Origin of the sequence: Vreelandella sp. 21, from assembly GCF_050995515.1 — a bacterium.
In the GTDB taxonomy this organism is placed as follows: domain Bacteria; phylum Pseudomonadota; class Gammaproteobacteria; order Pseudomonadales; family Halomonadaceae; genus Vreelandella; species Vreelandella alkaliphila.
The window spans coordinates 1,890,747-1,907,220 of the sequence record NZ_CP194673.1 but is presented as its reverse complement, the minus strand read 5'-3'; the positions used below and the strand labels follow the sequence as shown (position 1 = coordinate 1,907,220).

The following is a 16,474-nucleotide window of genomic DNA, read 5'->3' as shown; positions in this document are numbered from 1 at the left end:
TCTTGCGCTAGTGCTTGATAGGGACACTCTTTTGTTAAGGGAATGAATATGCTGAAAAAAACGATCATTTTTTGGTGGAACGTGGTTCAAGATGCAACGGCGTTATGGCTTGAACGAAATGCCTTCAGCTATGCCGGATCATTAGCGTTCTACACACTTTTCTCCTTAGCGCCTACCGTTATTATCGCGGTAACAGTGATAGGCGTGGTGCTGGGTGAAGATGCTGCCCAAGGTCAAATAGTTGCTCAGCTTCAGGACACGTTAGGCGCTGACGCAGCACTTGCGATTGAGCAGGCCGTTGTCCAATCACGTATCGAAGAGTCAGGTATCTTACCAACAGTGCTTGGCTTTGTGGCCTTGTTAGTAGGGGCCACGACCGTGTTTGCACAGATGCAATTTTCGCTCAATACCATATGGGGCGTTACTGCAAAGCCCACCTCCAACAGCGCTCTTATCTTTATAAAAAATCGTTTACTTTCTTTAACGGTCGTACTGTCTATTGGCTTCATCCTACTAATATCGTTAGTGTTGGCGGTTGCCTTGCGAGGGATGCTCCACGGAGCTGGAAATTTATTGCCCTATGCCAGTTTATTAACGACATCGCTTGAGTCATTAATTTCACTTGCGATGGTGGCATTGTTATTCGCTACTATTTTCAAAGTATTGCCGGATGTTGTTCTCCGTTGGCAGGATGTGTTGATTGGCGCAGTAGTAACCGCCGTACTGTTTACAATTGGACGCAGCGTTATAGCTATTTATTTAACATATACCGCCACAGCGTCTACTTATGGCGCAGCTGGGTCTGTTGTGATGATTCTATTATGGGTATATTACAGTTCATTAATTCTACTGTTTGGCGCCGCTTTTACTCGTTCCTTGCTACTTCGTCGTGGGCGGCCATTGGTGCCACGTAATAGTGCAGTTCTGGTGAAGCGAGAGTTAGTGTAAGACAAGAATTGGTTTAAAAAAGGTGGGTAAAAAGAGCCCTATAGAGAGCTCGTTTGAAAAGAGTGGATATCAACAGACTTCAGCCTGTCGATTTACCAGGCTGAAGTCTATAAATGCTATTGTATAAACACTGAGAGGACAGTTTATGTCTACTTGTTGTGTACGCGCCTATGTAACAGGAAAAGTGCAGGGAGTATGGTTTCGGCGTTCAACACAGGAACAAGCGCTTCAACAAGGGCTAACGGGCTACGCCAAAAACTTACCCGATGGACGGGTAGAGGTAGTGCTATGCGGTAATTCCACTGCCGTGGCTTCTGTTACTGAATGGTTATGGCAGGGACCCAAAGGAGCGCAGGTAACCCATGTCACTATTGAAGTGCTGGATGGCCACCGCGCTCCTGATCATTTCGCAACCTACTAATTGGCGCTTAATCCACTCGCCTCAGTTTGCCATTGCTTAATATTATCAGCAGTGAGCGCCACAATGTTCTGGCGAGCCTCAGGGGTAATCCAGGCATTGTGAGGGGTCACTATCAAATTAAGTGCCTCTCCTTCTGCTAATGCTGTTAATAGAGGATGACCTTCTTTCGGCGGCTCATTGGGGAGCACATCAACCGCTAACCCTCCAATCTTGCCAGCACGAAGCGCCTCAAGTGCCGCTTCTTCATCAATGATGCCGCCCCGGGCACAGTTGACTAATAGCAGTGATGACTTAGCGTTTGCCAAGCGTGTGCGATTAATAAGGTGCTTGGTTGTTTCGTTAAGCGGGCAATGCAAGCTAATAATATCTGCCGTCGGTAATAAATCGTCGAGAGAGGGCCGCTTGTCGTTTGATTCATTGCCAGGACGAGCAGCAAATGTAACCTTCATCCCAAACGCTTCAGCTAAACGTGCCACTTCTGAGCCAAGCTCACCTTGCCCCACCATCACCAGATGCTTATTGGAAAGCTGCAGCGTCGAGTGAGCTTGTAAGCAAAAGAAATCGCTGCGCTGCCATTCGCCTCGTGCGATGTCAGCTTGGTAACGTGGCAATCGGTTTGCCAGTGTCAGCATTAACATTAATGTGTGCTGAGAAACGCTAGCTGTTCCATAGGCGGTGACGTTCTTTACAATAATGTTTTGGGCTTTAGCTGTGTCGAGATCAATATTGTTAAGCCCAGTAGCCAACACACAAATAAGCTTGAGTTTAGGCAAAGTTGATAGTGTTTCTGCGTTCAGTACAACCTTGTTGACGATCGCTATGTCCGCATCTGACAAGCGCTCACTTGCCTGTTCGGCAGTGCTTTGCTGATACACCTCTAAATGACTAACAAGGTCTCTAATTGCTGTTAGATTGATATCCGCGCCTAAGCTCTCGGCATCCAGCATTACCGCATTGGGCATTTTTCTTTTCTCCATTATCTGCCGAAAGGCACTTGGCCTTGCTCAGCAGGGGGCACAAAAGGGTATAATGTGTTGCTCTATCAACCGCAGTCTTGGAATTTATCCCAGCAGGCCACATATTCTTTGCCTGGCAAGCGTTGGATTTGCCACTAGTTTATACAAACTTAGCCTGTCGGAGTTGAGCTTTTCAGGAGTTATCAACATGCCCATCTATGAGTACGAGTGCAAGGCCTGCGGTCATCGCATGGAAAAATTGCAGAAAATCAGCGCTGATCCGCTGAAGGATTGTCCCGCGTGCCAGCGAGCCAGTCTTGAACGCTTGGTCTCGGCGGCTGGTTTCCGCCTTGCTGGCGGCGGTTGGTATGAAACCGATTTTAAAACAGGAAGTAAGAAAAACTTGGCAGCAGAAGGCCAATCTACTTCTAGCACTGGTGCCACAAGCGATACCAGTAGCGCATCAACGAAAAAGGGCGCCGCGGCTTAGCCGCGGTTGTCAGGGTCAGAACGGCCCACGACAATCTCATTGCCACGCAACAGAACAGGATTAGACATGCGCAGCCATTATTGCGGCCAGCTTAACGAAACTTTGGTGGAACAAACGGTCACTGTCTGCGGTTGGGTTCATCGCCGCCGTGATCATGGTGGGGTCATCTTCCTGGATATGCGCGATCGCGATGGTATCGCTCAGTTCGTAGTCGACCCTGATACCGCCGAGGCATTTGCTAATGCTGACCGTGCTCGCAGTGAGTACGTGCTTCGTATTACTGGCCGTGTCCGGTTGCGCCCTGAAGGAACGCAAAATCCCAACATGCCAACAGGCATGATTGAGGTATTAGCTAAAGAGGTGGAGGTGCTCAACACAGCTGCCACACCACCTTTTCAGTTGGATGAACACAACAAAGTAGGCGAGGAGGTTCGCTTAAAGCATCGCTATATCGACCTTCGACGCCCGGATATGATTGAGAAGCTACGCTTGCGTTCGCGTATTTCTCATAACGTCCGCGCTTACTTGGAAAACCAAGGCTTCCTGGATATCGAGACGCCGGTATTGACTCGCGCAACGCCGGAAGGTGCCCGCGACTACCTCGTTCCTAGCCGGACACATGCAGGCAGCTTCTTTGCATTACCGCAGTCGCCACAGTTGTTTAAGCAGCTGTTAATGGTGGCTGGTTTTGATCGCTACTATCAGATCGCTAAATGCTTCCGTGATGAAGATCTGCGGGCTGATCGCCAGCCTGAATTCACGCAAATCGATATCGAAGCCTCTTTTGTGGAAGAAGACGATATCATGGGCATTACCGAAGCCATGATTCGTCAACTCTTCCAGGAAGTGCTGAGCGTTGAGCTGCCTGAGTTCCCACGGATGACTTGGCAAGAAGCAATGGATCGCTTTGGCTCTGATAAGCCTGACCTGCGCATTCCGCTAGAGTTGACCGATGTTGATGACCTGATGCAGCAGGTTGATTTCAAAGTCTTCTCGGGACCTGCAAGTGCGGAAGACGGCCGCGTAGCGGCATTGAAAGTGCCGGGTGGCGCCAAATTGTCTCGTAAAGAGATCGACGAATATACTAAGTTCGTTGGTATTTACGGTGCGAAAGGGCTGGCGTGGATTAAGGTCAATGAGCGTGCCAAAGGGCTTGAAGGTCTTCAATCACCCATTGTTAAGTTCATGGAAAATGTGGTTGAAGAGCTGCTTGATCGCGTAGGCGCTGAAGATGGCGATATCATTTTCTTTGGTGCGGATAAAGCGCGCATCGTCAATGAGGCCATTGGTGCATTACGCGTCAAGTTGGGTGCCGACCTTGAGCTTTACACCCAGGCGTGGGCGCCGTTATGGGTTGTCGATTTCCCGATGTTTGAAGCGGACGACAACGGTCGCCTCAGCCCGTTACATCACCCGTTTACTGCACCTTCTTGCTCGCCAGAAGCGCTTAAAGCTGACCCAGCAAAGGCCTTGTCGCGTGCTTACGATATGGTGCTTAACGGAACCGAGCTCGGTGGTGGTTCTATTCGTATTCACGATCAAACCATGCAAAGCACTGTGTTTGAAATTTTGGGCATTGGCCAAGAGGAAGCGCAAGAAAAATTTGGCTTCCTGCTGGATGCTCTGCAATACGGTGCGCCTCCCCATGGCGGTCTAGCGTTCGGTTTAGATCGTTTAGTGATGCTGATGGCTGGAGCTAAGACAATTCGTGAAGTGATTGCCTTCCCGAAAACCCAAAGCGCCGGCTGTTTAATGACTGATGCACCAGGTGAAGTCAGCGCGGATCAGTTGAAAGACTTGAACATCCGTCTGCGCCAAAAAGCGAAAGCAGAGACCGCCAGCGAATAATTGCTCAGCTCTGCTTTGTAGCTCAGCAACGAGAAGTTCGCCAACTAGTAGTTCAGCACCGACGTTTAGGCGTCGGTGTTTTTGTTTGAACCGCTCGCTACCAATAGGACAGCTGCCATGGATGAAAAACAGCCCGCTCCCGCGATTAGGATTTTGGGTATCGACCCTGGTTCGCGTATCACGGGCTATGGTGTCATCGATTTAATAGGTGTTAAGCCTCATTATGTCGCCAGTGGCTGCATTAGAACGACCGATGGCCCTTTAGAGCAGCGTTTGGCGCAAATTTATGCAGGTTTAAGCGAAGTAGTGGGGCTGCATCGGCCCAATGCCGTCGCCGTTGAGCGAGTCTTTATGGCTAAAAATCCCGATTCAGCATTGAAGCTTGGCCAAGCACGGGGCACGGCTCTCGTCTGCATCGCGAATCACGGTCTGAACATTGCAGAATACGCAGCACGGCAGATCAAACAAGCCGTTACTGGCCAAGGCGGGGCGGAGAAAAGCCAGGTGCAACATATGGTCACCGCTATTCTGCAGCTCTCCTCAACGCCACAGGCGGACGCCGCGGATGCGCTAGCTATCGCGCTTACCCATGCGTATGCAGGACATGGCTTACTTGTTGCACCCTCTAAGGGCAGTCGTCGGCGCAGCACAGGGCGGTGGCGGCTTTAGCTGCTTACTGGTCATTTGTACAGAGTGTCTTTATAGTAAATGACTGCTTTTTATTATTGCGAGCATACCTATGATCGGTCGTATTAATGGTTTTTTGTTAGAAAAGCACCCCCCTTGGATTGTGGTTGATGTGCATGGTGTCGGTTACGAGCTTGAAGCCTCTATGAATACCCTAGTGGCACTTCCAGCCGTAGGTGAGAGCGTATCCATGTATACGCATCTTACAATTCGTGATGATGCCCATTTGCTTTACGGCTTTGGCCGTGAACAAGAGCGCGCACTGTTTCGTGCCCTAATCAAAGTCAACGGCGTAGGGCCAAAGCTAGCACTAGCTATCCTTTCTGGAATGGACGAAGCCGCCTTTATGCGCTGCGTCCGTGACGACGATAGCAAAGCACTGACGAAGCTTCCGGGCGTTGGTAAAAAAACCGCCGAGCGGTTAATTATTGAAATGCGTGACCGTTTCCCTGAATGGGGGAACGCGGCGGATGCGCCCCTCGCGTTAGAAGCGGCGAATGGTGAACCTGCTCCCCGTGACTCATTAGCAGATGCGGAAGCTGCCCTGGTGAGCTTGGGCTATAAGCTGACTGAAGCCTCAAAAATGCTGGCTGACATTAATCCCAAGCAGTCAACAGAGGCGATTATTAAAGCCGCGCTGACAAAACGCATGACTGGGTAACAACGTGGGTTATTTCATGGAACGACTGATAGTGCGCACTTTATGTTAGAACATGACCGATTAATTGCGGCTGAGCCCGAACAAGGGGAAGGGCGTATTGATCATGCTATTCGTCCCAAACACTTAAAGGATTATATTGGGCAGCCACGGGTACGCGAGCAGCTTGAGATTTTCATGGGGGCCGCAAAGCTACGTCAGGAAAGCCTAGATCATACCTTGGTATTTGGGCCCCCTGGGCTGGGTAAAACAACGCTTGCGAATATTATTGCTACCGAGATGGGGGTAGGGCTGAAGTCAACTTCTGGCCCAGTGCTTGAGCGTGCAGGTGATTTAGCAGCCATGCTGACGAACCTAGAGCCAGGTGATGTACTGTTTATTGATGAAATTCACCGGCTGTCACCCGTGGTAGAAGAGGTACTTTATCCGGCAATGGAAGATTTCCAACTGGATATTATGATCGGTGAAGGGCCCGCAGCCCGCTCAATCAAACTAGATTTGCCTCGCTTTACCTTAGTAGGTGCGACAACGCGCGCAGGCTTACTAACCTCTCCATTACGTGACCGCTTTGGCATTGTGCAACGCCTGGAGTTTTACAACCTTGAAGAGCTGACTGAGATTGTGACTCGCTCTGCCCGCTTGCTAGGTGTTGAAACGAGCCATGAAGGCGCAGTGGAGGTTGCCAAGCGCTCCAGAGGCACCCCGCGTATTGCCAATAGGCTGCTGCGTCGCGTACGTGACTATGCAGAAATAAAGGGCAATGGCATCGTTGATGTTACTCTCGCCGATGCGGCACTCAACATGCTGAATGTCGATCACCATGGGCTGGATCATATGGACCGGCGGCTCTTGCTGGCAATGATTGATAAGTTTGATGGCGGACCTGTTGGGATTGACTCAATCTCAGCCGCTATTAGTGAAGAACGCGGTACCATTGAAGACGTCATCGAACCTTACCTAATACAGCAGGGGCTGATGATGCGCACGCCAAGGGGGCGCGTAGTGACGCGACAAGCGTGGCTACACTTCAATAAAACGCCTCACGAACATGCTATTGATCCAGAAGGAGAGCGGCGCCCATGAGCAATGGGTTCACGATGCCGGTGCGCGTATATATGGAAGATACTGACGCCGGTGGAATTGTCTACTACGTTAACTACTTGAAGTTTATGGAGCGCGCCCGCAGCGAATGGTTACGTACGCTAGGTCTTAATCAGCAATCTTTGCTAGACGATGGCACCCAGCTAGTGGTATATCGCTTGGCCTGTCACTACAGCAAGCCGGCACGCTTGGATGACGCACTTATTGTCAGTACAAATATTGAGAATGTTGGTCGATGCCGGATGACTTTTTTGCAGCAAGTGCAGCGAGATGAGGAACTCTTATGCTCTGCTACAGTCGAGATAGCCTGCTTATGCGCGCATAAGATGCGGCCAAAAGCATGGCCAAAAACATTGCAAGCGCTTGGTTGATTAGTTTAAGACGAACATCGAAAACACGCATAAACCTATGACATGTGTAAACCTATAACATGTGTAAACCTATGGAGTAGATAGCGCGATGTAGCGTGCGTACTTCATGACCTTTATATACCACCACTGTTCGGAAATTCCGACATTAATAGCTTGATGAGGGTAACTGTGAACGATAACACCATGTCCATCCCCCACTTGATAATGAGTGCCAGCACGGTTGTTCAGCTGGTGATGTTACTGCTGGTGGTGGGGTCAATCCTCTCATGGGTGGTTATTTTCCAACGTAGCATTGCCCTGCGCAGGGCAAAACAGGAATACAACCAATTTGAAGAATCCTTTTGGTCGGGTGTCGATTTAAACGAGTTATACCGAGAAATTCCTGCTGACGACCCACGCTATGGAGCAGAGCATATTTTCCAGGCGGGCTTTCGCGAATTTAATCGCTTAATGCCAAAAACCCGAAACCCCGACACCATCTTAGAAGGCGTGCAGCGGAGTATGCGAGTCGCCTGGTCACGGGAAGAAGACCGCCTAACGCAGCATCTTGTATTTCTCGCAACGGTGGCATCCGCGAGCCCTTACATTGGCTTGTTCGGAACAGTTTGGGGGATTATGGGGTCTTTCCAGTCCCTTTCTATGACACAGCAAGCTACATTGGCAACCGTTGCCCCCTGGATTGCTGAAGCGTTAATTGCAACAGCCATGGGCCTGTTTGCAGCTATTCCTGCGGTAATTTTCTATAACCGTCTATCGAATGATGCCGCTCGTTTGTTGGGCAAGTACGAAGACTTTGCCGAGGAATTTCACGCTATCTTGCACCGTAATTTGCAAGGTCGTGAAAGTAAGTCCAGCGCTAGCTAAGGGAGTACGCTATGCAAGGCCCGTTTAATCGCAGCGGCAATAAAAAGCCGATGGCTGAAATCAACGTAGTCCCCTTTATTGACGTCATGCTGGTCTTGCTGGTGATCTTTATGATCACCGCACCAATGCTCACTCAAGGGGTGCAAGTCGACCTGCCTCAAGTCACATCAGAGCCTATCGAAAGCCAAGACGAAAGCGATCCGATTATTATCTCTGTCGATCAGGATGGAGGCTATTTCATCACGCTTGGCGAAGACTCAACGGCTGTCTCTCTTGAGCAAATGGCAGAGCGAGTAACAGCGATATTACAGCGAAGACCTGAGACGCCTGTCATGGTTCGCGGCGATCGCAACGTTCCATACGGACAAATAGTCTTATTGATGAGCACACTGCAACGCTCGGGTGTCGCTAATGTAGGTCTGTTATCTGAGCCGCCACAAGATGGTTAAACGTAGCGCGCAAATGGCAATCAAACCACCCCGTGACCCACAGGATGTTGGCTATACTTGGCCAACAGTCCTGGCGGTTGCGGTGCATCTATTAGTTGTGCTTTTTAGTTTGGTTAGCCTGCCAAGTTCAACGGCAGAGCCAGACTCATCCTCTATTGTGCAAGCGACATTCGTCAGTACTGAAACATTCACTGACCAAGCACAGCAAACGACGGATCAGCAAGCAGCTCTCGATAGTTCAACCGACCCCGATGAGGCTGAGCCAGCACCTGAGCCTGATACAAGTGAGCAAGAAGCATTGCAGCAGCAGCAGGCAGATGAGGCCGCTGCTAGAGAAGAAGCTCAAGCACGAGCAGAAGAGCAAGCTCGCGAGCTGCAGGAGGCTCGAGCTCAGGCCGAAGCCGAGGCGCAGCGACGAGAAGAAGAAGCACAGCGTCTAGCCGAACAGCAGGAAGTAGAAGCTCAAGCTAGAGAACAGGCTCAACGGGAAGCCGAGGCAGAAGCCCAACGCCAGCGCGAAGCCGAGGCAGAAGCCCAACGCCAGCGCGAAGCCGAGGCAGAAGCCCAACGCCAGCGCGAAGCCGAAGCAGAAGCCCAGCGCCAGCGCGAAGCCGAGGCAGAAGCCCAACGCCAGCGCGAAGCCGAGGCAGAAGCCCAACGCCAGCGCGAAGCCGAAGCAGAAGCCCAGCGCCAGCGCCAGCGCGAAGCCGAGGCAGAAGCCCAGCGCCAGCGCGAAGCCGAGGCAGAAGCTCAGCGCCAGCGGGAAGCCGAGGCAGAAGCCCAGCGCCAGCGGGAAGCCGAGGCAGAAGCCCAGCGCCAGCGGGAAGCCGAGGCAGAAGCCCAGCGCCAGCGGGAAGCCGAGGCGGCCATGCAGCGTCAGCTAGAGGGAGAAGCCCAGGCTGCTGCTAACGCACAGCAGGCGCAGCAAGCTGCGAATGGTTTTATTAATATTGTGCGTCGAGCGGTAGAGCAGGCATGGTTAATTCCAGCAGGTGCCAGTGACGCAATGAGTGCTACGATTCAAGTAAGGCTTGGCCCATCAGGAGAGGTACTTTTAACCACTATCGCTTCATCCAGTGGTGATAGTGCCTTTGATCGGTCTGCAATGCAGGCTGTTGAACACGCTGCTCCGTTCAGCGAGCTGAGGGATTTGCCCGCAGAGCAGCAGCGTAACTTACGTCAATTTAATCTGCGATTTACCCCGGGGGATGTTCGCTGATGCAAACCATAAGCAAAGTGTGGCTGTTTTGTGTGCTGCTATTCGTTAGTAGTTATGCAAATGCAAACCTAACTATCGAAATAACACGTGGGAGCGACCAAGCCTTACCGATTGGTATCGTTCCCTTTGCAGGCGGCGATAACATGCCTGAAGACGTGGCTCAAATCATCCAGGACAATCTCGAACGCAGCGGCTTTTTTGCGCCTTTAGAACGCAGTGCGATGTTTGATAGGCCAAGCCAGGCGGATGACGTTGAGTTTGGCACTTGGCGTTCTCTAGATGTGCGATATTTAGTGGTAGGTAGAGCGCAACAGACAGGTAGTGGTTATCAGATTCAATTTGAGTTAATGGATATCAGTGGACAGCGCCGTATGATTGGCGAAACGGTCACTGCAAGCACGAACGATTTACGTGGTGCTGCTCACTATATTAGCGATCAAATTTTTGAAGAAATTACTGATATCCGGGGTGCTTTCTCAACTCAAATTGCTTATGTAACTGCTCAAGGATTAGGCGATAATATGCAATTTGGTCTGTATGTGGCCGATGCGGATGGTCGTAATAGTCAACAAGTGCTTACCTCCGACCAACCGATCATGTCACCTGCATGGTCTCCCGATGGTCGGAAACTGGCATACGTATCCTTTGAAACAGAGCGTCCGGCTATCTATATTCAAGATGTTTCAACTGGGCAACGGATACAGGCAACTTCTTTCGACGGTATCAATGGTGCTCCTACATGGTCACCTGACGGGCGCAAAATCGCTATGTCACTGTCCAAAGATGGACAACCAGAAATTTATATCCTAGATATCAATAATCGCTCAGTAGAGCGCATAACTCAAAACAGTAGCATTGATACCGAGCCAGCTTGGGCACCTGATGGACGTAGTCTGTTGTTTACCTCTGACCGTAGCGGTGGGCCGCAAATTTATGAATATTCGCTAGGTAGCGGTGAAGCAAATCGCATCACATTCACCGGTAACTACAATGCGCGCGCACGCTATTCACCTGACGGGGAGTATATCTTTTTAATTCACCGCTCCAACCGTGGATACCAAGTTGCACGTCAGGAGCGTGATGGAGGACGCCTTGTTGTCATCAGTGAAACAACAAGAGATGAATCCCCTAGTGTTGCGCCGAACGGGACCATGGTAATCTTCGCTACCCAACAGGGTAGTAATGGGGTGCTAAGTGCCGTTTCAGCGGATGGCCGCTCGTCATTTAGATTACCCGCAGCGCAGGGTGATGTGCGCGATCCCGCGTGGTCACCTTTTTTAAATTGATTGACGAAAAGTTTTATTTTTTTGTTTTCAGGCAAGGAGTCTGATTATGCAACTTAAACCGTTGGCTCGCTCATTGGCAGTAGCGTTATCTATCGTAGTTATCGCTGGCTGTTCCAGCACCGGCGGAACCCAGGACGGTGACTCTTATGGAAGCCAGGATGGCAGCGGTACCGGAACTAGCACCTCAGGTGCCGGCACTGGTGGCCAGTATGGTTCTACATCTGGTTCCGGCGCAGGCGCTGGTCAACAAGCCGATTCTCGCATTCCAGAAGTGCGCACCATTCATTTCGATTTTGACCGCGATACCATCAAGAGTGAGTATGAGTCGGTTGTAATGGCACATGCCCGCTATTTACGCGCCAACCCGAATTCGCGTGTTGTCCTGCATGGACACACCGATGAGCGTGGCACACGTGAATACAACATGGCTCTTGGTGAGCGTCGTGCTAATGCTGTACAGCGTTTCTTGAATATCCAAGGCGTATCACCGTCTCAAATGAGCGTTGTGAGCTATGGTGAAGAGCGTCCGGTGGCTAGCGGTCAAAGCGAAAGCGCTTACGCTCAGAACCGTCGTGTTGTCTTTAATTACTGATGGCATTGGCGCGCGCTGCGCGCCAACCCTTAATGTTCGGAGTCATCATGATCCACAGTCTCAAACGTTATTTTGAGAGGCTGTGCGGTGCGGGAGCCATAGTGCTCCCGCTGTCCGTATTGCCTTTAACAGCCTTTGGTCAGCAGCCATTAGTGCATGACTTATCATCGGGGTCAGGCGGGTTTTATCAGGAAGCTCAGCGCCATGAAGCTTCTGGTGGTAATTTAGTACTATTTAATCAGGTACAAGAACACCAGAAGGAGATTCAACAACTACGTGGTCAAATTGAAGAACTTCGACACCAGTTAGAGCAGCTTCGCCGGCAATCACAGCAGCAATACCTGGATATTGAAGATCGTTTGATGAATAGCGGCCCTAGCCAAATTGAACAATCGACTCCTGCAGTGGAACCCGAGGCGGCAGAGCAAGTTGCCAACGCAGCTTCTACTCGGAACGTCAGCGAAGACGCTCAGGCTGACTACCAAGCAGCGTTTGCCCACGTTCAAGCACGTCAATTCGAAGATGCGATCAATGCATTTAAAGCCTTTGTTACTGATCACCCCGACAGCAGTCTGACCGCGAACGGACATTACTGGCTGGGGGAACTTTATGCTGCTGAAGGTGAACTTGGCGCTGCTGATGAATCATTTAGCCGTGTTATTGAGCAGTACAGCGGCAGCAGTAAAGTACCCGATGCGCTTTATAAGCTAGGGTTAGTAAAAGCGCGGCAGGGCGAGGCTGAACGCAGTCGTGAACTGCTGGAACAAGTACGTGATGATTATCCGCAGAGTAGCGCTGCAGGACTTGCCAATGACTTTTTACGTCAGTCGGCAGGATAACGTCTGTTTACACTTTTGTATCAAGGAAACCTCATGAGCTGCAAAATCGACTATCAACCAGCGTCCAATCTTTTGGAAAACCGCGTCGTGTTGGTAACCGGTGCGGGTGATGGAATTGGACGTGCTGCTGCACTTACCTACGCCCGCCATGGGGCAACTGTGATACTGCTTGGCCGCACGATAGCCAAGCTTGAGCGTGTCTACGACGAAATTGAAGCAGAAGGCGGGCCTCAGCCTGCAATTTTTCCGCTCAACTTTGAGGGTGCAACACTCAAAGATTTTCACGATATGGCTGAAACGCTGGACAAAGAATTTGGCCGTTTAGATGGATTGCTGCATAACGCTGGCTTGCTAGGCAGAATTACTCCTTTTGAGCAGTACAATCCAGCGTTATGGGAACAAGTCATGCAGGTCAATATCAATGGGCCTATTTGGATGACCCAAGCGTTGCTACCACTGCTTCAGCAGTCAGCTGATGCTTCTGTGGTCTTCACCTCATCAAGCGTTGGGCGAAAAGGCCGAGCCTACTGGGGGGCATATTCGGTTTCAAAGTTCGCCACTGAAGGTTTTGTGGAAGTGCTTGCTGACGAACTTGAAAACCAGTCTACTGTGCGGGTCAATACGTTAAACCCAGGGGCAACACGTACCCAAATGCGCCGAACTGCTTATCCAGGCGAAGATCCGTTGACGCTGCGTACCCCTGAGGAAATCATGCCCACTTACTTATGGCTTATGGGGCCAGACAGCACGGGGGTTAGTGGCCAGAAATTTGACGCTCAACCACCACGTGCATAAACGTACCTTGCCCATAGCTTTCTGACGTACCGCACCGCTTGTCGATGCTCTATGCGTTTTCATTCAATTAACGCTATGAATGAAAAGCAGTCAGAGCATCGACTAAGTCTTTACAGGTTTCAAACCATAAGTCAGCTGGCCATTGCTGATAGTCGTCTTCCTCACTGATATACCCGTAGCCAACGGCAACAGCCGTCATTCCCGCCGCTTTTGCTGCCTCCATATCACGGATATGATCACCGACGTACCAACACGCTTGTGGCGCCACGTTAAGCCTGCGCGCAGCCTCCCAAAGAGGTTCCGGAGCGGGTTTTCTGACCGCTAGATCATCTGCACATAAAAGAGCTCCTGGCGTGAGCGCCAGGGCCTCAAGTAGCGGAAGGGTATAGCGCCTTGGTTTGTTCGTTACGATTCCCCACAAGCGTGATGCTGAATGCCAGCGGTCTAGCCATTGGTCAAGGGGTTCAAATAGCCGACTGTGAACAGCAACTGCTTTTTCATAATTATCTAACAAATACTGTCGCGCCGTATCATGTTCAGTTGAACCACTTTCGATACCAATAGCCAAGGTTACTAAGGCACTGCCTCCGTTAGAAACCTGACCTCGTATTTTCCCATAGGGCAGTGGTGTCAGCCCATGATGCCGCCTCAATGCATTCGTTGCTTCAGCAAGATCAGGGGCAGTGTCAACAAGAGTTCCATCTAGATCAAACAGTATGGCTTCAGGTATTGATGTTGACATTTATTGGCTCGCTTTTCGGCAATACATCATGTAATTGACCGATACATCATTTGCGACCAAGCGGTAGTGACGAGTCAACGGATTATAGGTCAGTCCCGTTTGTTCATTAATCTCAAGGTCTGAGGCTCTTGCCCATGCGGCCATCTCAGAAGGACGTATAAATTTTGCATAATCATGGGTGCCGCGCGGCAATAGCTTAAGCACATACTCAGCACCTAAAATCGCAAAAGCATACGATTTAGGGGTACGATTTAGGGTCGAGAAGAAAACGTAGCCCCCAGGGCGAACCAGCTCACTGCAAGCACGAATGACCGATGCAGGGTCAGGCACATGCTCAAGCATTTCCATGCAGGTTACGATGTCATAATGCCCTGGCTGCTCTGCTGCTAACGCTTCAACACTTATCAGCCGATAGTCCACCGATGCACCGCTTTCTGCCGCATGTAGTCGGGCAACGTTAAGGGGTGCTTCTCCAAGATCAATGCCGGTAACATTAGCACCTCGATGGGCCATCGATTCACTTAAAATCCCACCACCACAGCCGACATCAAGCACCTTTTTACCGGCTAAGCCTGCACGCGCGTCAATAAAGTCAAGCCGCAAGGGATTGATAGCGTGCAGCGGCTTGAATTCCCCCTCTGCGTCCCACCAACGACTAGCAAGTGCTTCAAATTTCGCAACTTCCGCTGCGTCGACATTGTCGTGGTTGCGATGAGTAGTGCTATCCTGAGGTATCGCTTGCATGTTTTAACTCCCATTGTCGGTAAGTTGGCATGAAGGTGGCAACCAACCAGTCGTTCAGTATTATGTCATTCTAACCACTCCTGGAAAGGAACGCATGAAAAGGAACGCGACATGAATCTTAACCCTCTATTTTCGCGACTTTTATTTTCTCAGGGAGCGTGATGAATGCGAGTATTACTCCACGGAAGTGAACTAAGTGCCGCCACCGCCGCCGCAGCGTTAGCCTGGGTAGGCCATCAAGTTGAGTGGCTACTACACGAAAGCGCACCATGGCCACAGCTTTTAAAGGCGGACTGGTTGCGCAGTGAGCCTGAGTTAATGACGCATATTGAACAAGCGTTAGCCAGTGGAACACTGAGAATCATTGAAGCGCCAGAGCAGGCTCACTCTCCTGATGTAGTTTGGTTGGCTCTGTCGCCCAATCAGCGTCAGGCGGCCAAGGCACTGCTTGAAGCCTCTATATTTGAGCGCCATAGTGGTGCTGTATTAATTAATAATTCAACATTTCCAGTAGGCGAAACAGAGCAGTTGCACGCGCTTATGGGGCCCCAGCACAGTAGCGTTGCCTTACCCGACACTTTGGAAGAAGGGCGGGCCTGGCTCTCATTTACGCGTCCTTCACGCTGGCTATTAGGCTGCGATGATGCAACAGGTGAACAGGTGGCGCGCGAGCTTTTACGTGCATTTAATCGCCGCAATGATGTGTTCCAGCGTATGCCTTGTAGAGCGGCTGAGCTGACTAAGCTCGCTATTAACGGCATGTTGGCAACACGTATCAGCTACATGAACGAGATTGCAGGACTAGCAGACACGCTCGGAGTTGACGTTGAACATGTACGCCAAGGCATGGGGGCTGATACTCGCATTGGTTATGAATATTTATATCCTGGCTGTGGCTTTGGTGGCCCCAATTTCTCTCGCGACCTAATGCGCTTAGCTGATGTTCAGTCAGCCAGTGGTCGTAATTCGGCATTGCTAGAGCAAGTAATGGACATCAATGAACAGAAAAAAGAGACGTTATTTAGGAAGCTATGGACGTTCTTCGAGGGCGATTTAGCCGGCAAAACAATTGCTATTTGGGGGGCTGCCTTTAAACCTGGAACTACCCGAATCGATCATGCGCCAGTGCTGACACTCCTTGCCGCCTTATGGGCACAAGGGGTGAAGGTGAAGCTTCATGATCCAGCGGCAACCCCCGCGCTGCTCAACGCTGTCGGTGACCGAAACGATCTAACTACGTTTACCAGTGACCCTTATCTGGCATGTGAAGGAGCCGACGCACTAATGTTGGTGACTGAATGGAAATCTTATTGGAACCCTGACTGGCATCGTTTAGCCTCCTTATTGAGCGCTAAGTTGGTGTTGGATGGACGAAATATTTATGATCCAGCCTTCGTGGCTAGCTGTGGCTTACGGTATAGAGGAATCGGGCGTCGAGCAGATCCCACAACGTATTGAGGAAAA

General features: G+C 50.7%; 19 protein-coding genes. 16 read left to right on the top strand and 3 right to left on the bottom strand.

Translation table 11 applies throughout. From position 1 onward, the window contains the following. The first annotated feature begins 48 nt into the window (after positions 1 to 48). Together ACN06F_RS08950 and yccX are read left to right on the top strand one after the other, a co-directional pair. Entirely contained in the window at positions 49 to 948 is a 900-nt protein-coding gene (locus tag ACN06F_RS08950) for a YihY/virulence factor BrkB family protein (RefSeq protein ID WP_095602958.1), read from the top strand. A 145-nt stretch (positions 949 to 1,093) separates the two neighbouring features. Further along, positions 1,094 to 1,369 (top strand): acylphosphatase, encoded by a 276-nt coding sequence (gene yccX / locus ACN06F_RS08945; protein ID WP_120386934.1) that lies wholly within the window; start codon positions 1,094 to 1,096, stop codon positions 1,367 to 1,369. Here the strand turns inward: yccX and ACN06F_RS08940 are convergent. Beyond that, complete coding sequence (locus ACN06F_RS08940; RefSeq protein ID WP_433925026.1) at positions 1,366 to 2,331, bottom strand: D-2-hydroxyacid dehydrogenase; 966 nt, start codon at positions 2,329 to 2,331, stop codon at positions 1,366 to 1,368. The genes yccX and ACN06F_RS08940 overlap by 4 nt on opposite strands. 202 nt (positions 2,332 to 2,533) lie before the next feature. Here ACN06F_RS08940 and ACN06F_RS08935 point away from each other — a divergent pair, with 202 nt between their 5' ends. The 13 genes from ACN06F_RS08935 (at position 2,534) to ACN06F_RS08875 (ending at position 13,524) form a co-directional block, all read left to right on the top strand. After that, complete coding sequence (locus ACN06F_RS08935; protein ID WP_038484338.1) at positions 2,534 to 2,815, top strand: FmdB family zinc ribbon protein; 282 nt, start codon at positions 2,534 to 2,536, stop codon at positions 2,813 to 2,815. Between the two features lie 66 nt (positions 2,816 to 2,881). Next, positions 2,882 to 4,663: an aspartate--tRNA ligase gene (gene aspS / locus ACN06F_RS08930; RefSeq protein ID WP_038484334.1), complete on the top strand. Its 1,782-nt coding sequence runs from the start codon at positions 2,882 to 2,884 to the stop codon at positions 4,661 to 4,663. A 117-nt stretch (positions 4,664 to 4,780) separates the two neighbouring features. Next, on the top strand, positions 4,781 to 5,332 hold the full coding sequence (gene ruvC / locus ACN06F_RS08925) for a crossover junction endodeoxyribonuclease RuvC (RefSeq protein ID WP_231656948.1): 552 nt from the start codon (positions 4,781 to 4,783) through the stop codon (positions 5,330 to 5,332). Between the two features lie 70 nt (positions 5,333 to 5,402). Beyond that, the gene (gene ruvA / locus ACN06F_RS08920; RefSeq protein ID WP_231656947.1) at positions 5,403 to 6,011 is read left to right on the top strand and encodes a Holliday junction branch migration protein RuvA; all 609 of its coding nucleotides are present in this window, start codon (positions 5,403 to 5,405) and stop codon (positions 6,009 to 6,011) included. A 42-nt stretch (positions 6,012 to 6,053) separates the two neighbouring features. After that, the gene (ruvB, locus tag ACN06F_RS08915) at positions 6,054 to 7,091 is read left to right on the top strand and encodes a Holliday junction branch migration DNA helicase RuvB (protein WP_095602952.1); all 1,038 of its coding nucleotides are present in this window, start codon (positions 6,054 to 6,056) and stop codon (positions 7,089 to 7,091) included. Further along, complete coding sequence (gene ybgC / locus ACN06F_RS08910) at positions 7,088 to 7,480, top strand: tol-pal system-associated acyl-CoA thioesterase (protein ID WP_038484323.1); 393 nt, start codon at positions 7,088 to 7,090, stop codon at positions 7,478 to 7,480. Before ruvB ends, ybgC begins: the two co-directional genes overlap by 4 nt. Positions 7,481 to 7,663: 183 nt before the next feature. Next, positions 7,664 to 8,344, top strand: coding sequence for a protein TolQ (tolQ, locus tag ACN06F_RS08905; protein WP_226912576.1), 681 nt, complete (start codon positions 7,664 to 7,666; stop codon positions 8,342 to 8,344). An 11-nt stretch (positions 8,345 to 8,355) separates the two neighbouring features. Beyond that, on the top strand, positions 8,356 to 8,793 hold the full coding sequence (tolR, locus tag ACN06F_RS08900; protein ID WP_120386936.1) for a protein TolR: 438 nt from the start codon (positions 8,356 to 8,358) through the stop codon (positions 8,791 to 8,793). Next, positions 8,786 to 10,012, top strand: a complete 1,227-nt coding sequence (tolA, locus tag ACN06F_RS08895) for a cell envelope integrity protein TolA (protein ID WP_433925025.1) — start codon at positions 8,786 to 8,788, stop codon at positions 10,010 to 10,012. The genes tolR and tolA overlap by 8 nt, the downstream gene beginning before the upstream one ends. Next, entirely contained in the window at positions 10,012 to 11,298 is a 1,287-nt protein-coding gene (gene tolB / locus ACN06F_RS08890; RefSeq protein ID WP_038484314.1) for a Tol-Pal system beta propeller repeat protein TolB, read from the top strand. Before tolA ends, tolB begins: the two co-directional genes overlap by 1 nt. Positions 11,299 to 11,344: 46 nt before the next feature. Continuing rightward, on the top strand, positions 11,345 to 11,890 hold the full coding sequence (gene pal, locus ACN06F_RS08885) for a peptidoglycan-associated lipoprotein Pal (protein ID WP_038484311.1): 546 nt from the start codon (positions 11,345 to 11,347) through the stop codon (positions 11,888 to 11,890). 47 nt (positions 11,891 to 11,937) lie between these two features. Then, positions 11,938 to 12,729 carry a tol-pal system protein YbgF gene (ybgF, locus tag ACN06F_RS08880; RefSeq protein ID WP_038484308.1) on the top strand — a complete coding sequence of 264 codons (792 nt, stop codon included), beginning with the start codon at positions 11,938 to 11,940 and terminating at the stop codon, positions 12,727 to 12,729. A gap of 33 nt (positions 12,730 to 12,762) precedes the next feature. Beyond that, positions 12,763 to 13,524: a YciK family oxidoreductase gene (locus ACN06F_RS08875; protein ID WP_038484305.1), complete on the top strand. Its 762-nt coding sequence runs from the start codon at positions 12,763 to 12,765 to the stop codon at positions 13,522 to 13,524. Between the two features lie 73 nt (positions 13,525 to 13,597). Here the strand turns inward: ACN06F_RS08875 and ACN06F_RS08870 are convergent, their stop codons facing one another. Continuing rightward, positions 13,598 to 14,266 carry an HAD-IA family hydrolase gene (locus tag ACN06F_RS08870; protein WP_198349709.1) on the bottom strand — a complete coding sequence of 223 codons (669 nt, stop codon included), beginning with the start codon at positions 14,264 to 14,266 and terminating at the stop codon, positions 13,598 to 13,600. Then, positions 14,267 to 15,010 (bottom strand): bifunctional 2-polyprenyl-6-hydroxyphenol methylase/3-demethylubiquinol 3-O-methyltransferase UbiG, encoded by a 744-nt coding sequence (gene ubiG, locus ACN06F_RS08865; RefSeq protein ID WP_198349710.1) that lies wholly within the window; start codon positions 15,008 to 15,010, stop codon positions 14,267 to 14,269. Positions 15,011 to 15,175: 165 nt separating this feature from the next. Between ubiG and ACN06F_RS08860 the strand changes: the two genes are divergently transcribed. After that, a complete protein-coding gene (locus ACN06F_RS08860; RefSeq protein WP_198349711.1) occupies positions 15,176 to 16,468 on the top strand; it encodes a nucleotide sugar dehydrogenase in 1,293 nt (430 codons plus the stop codon). Positions 16,469 to 16,474 lie beyond the last annotated feature (6 nt).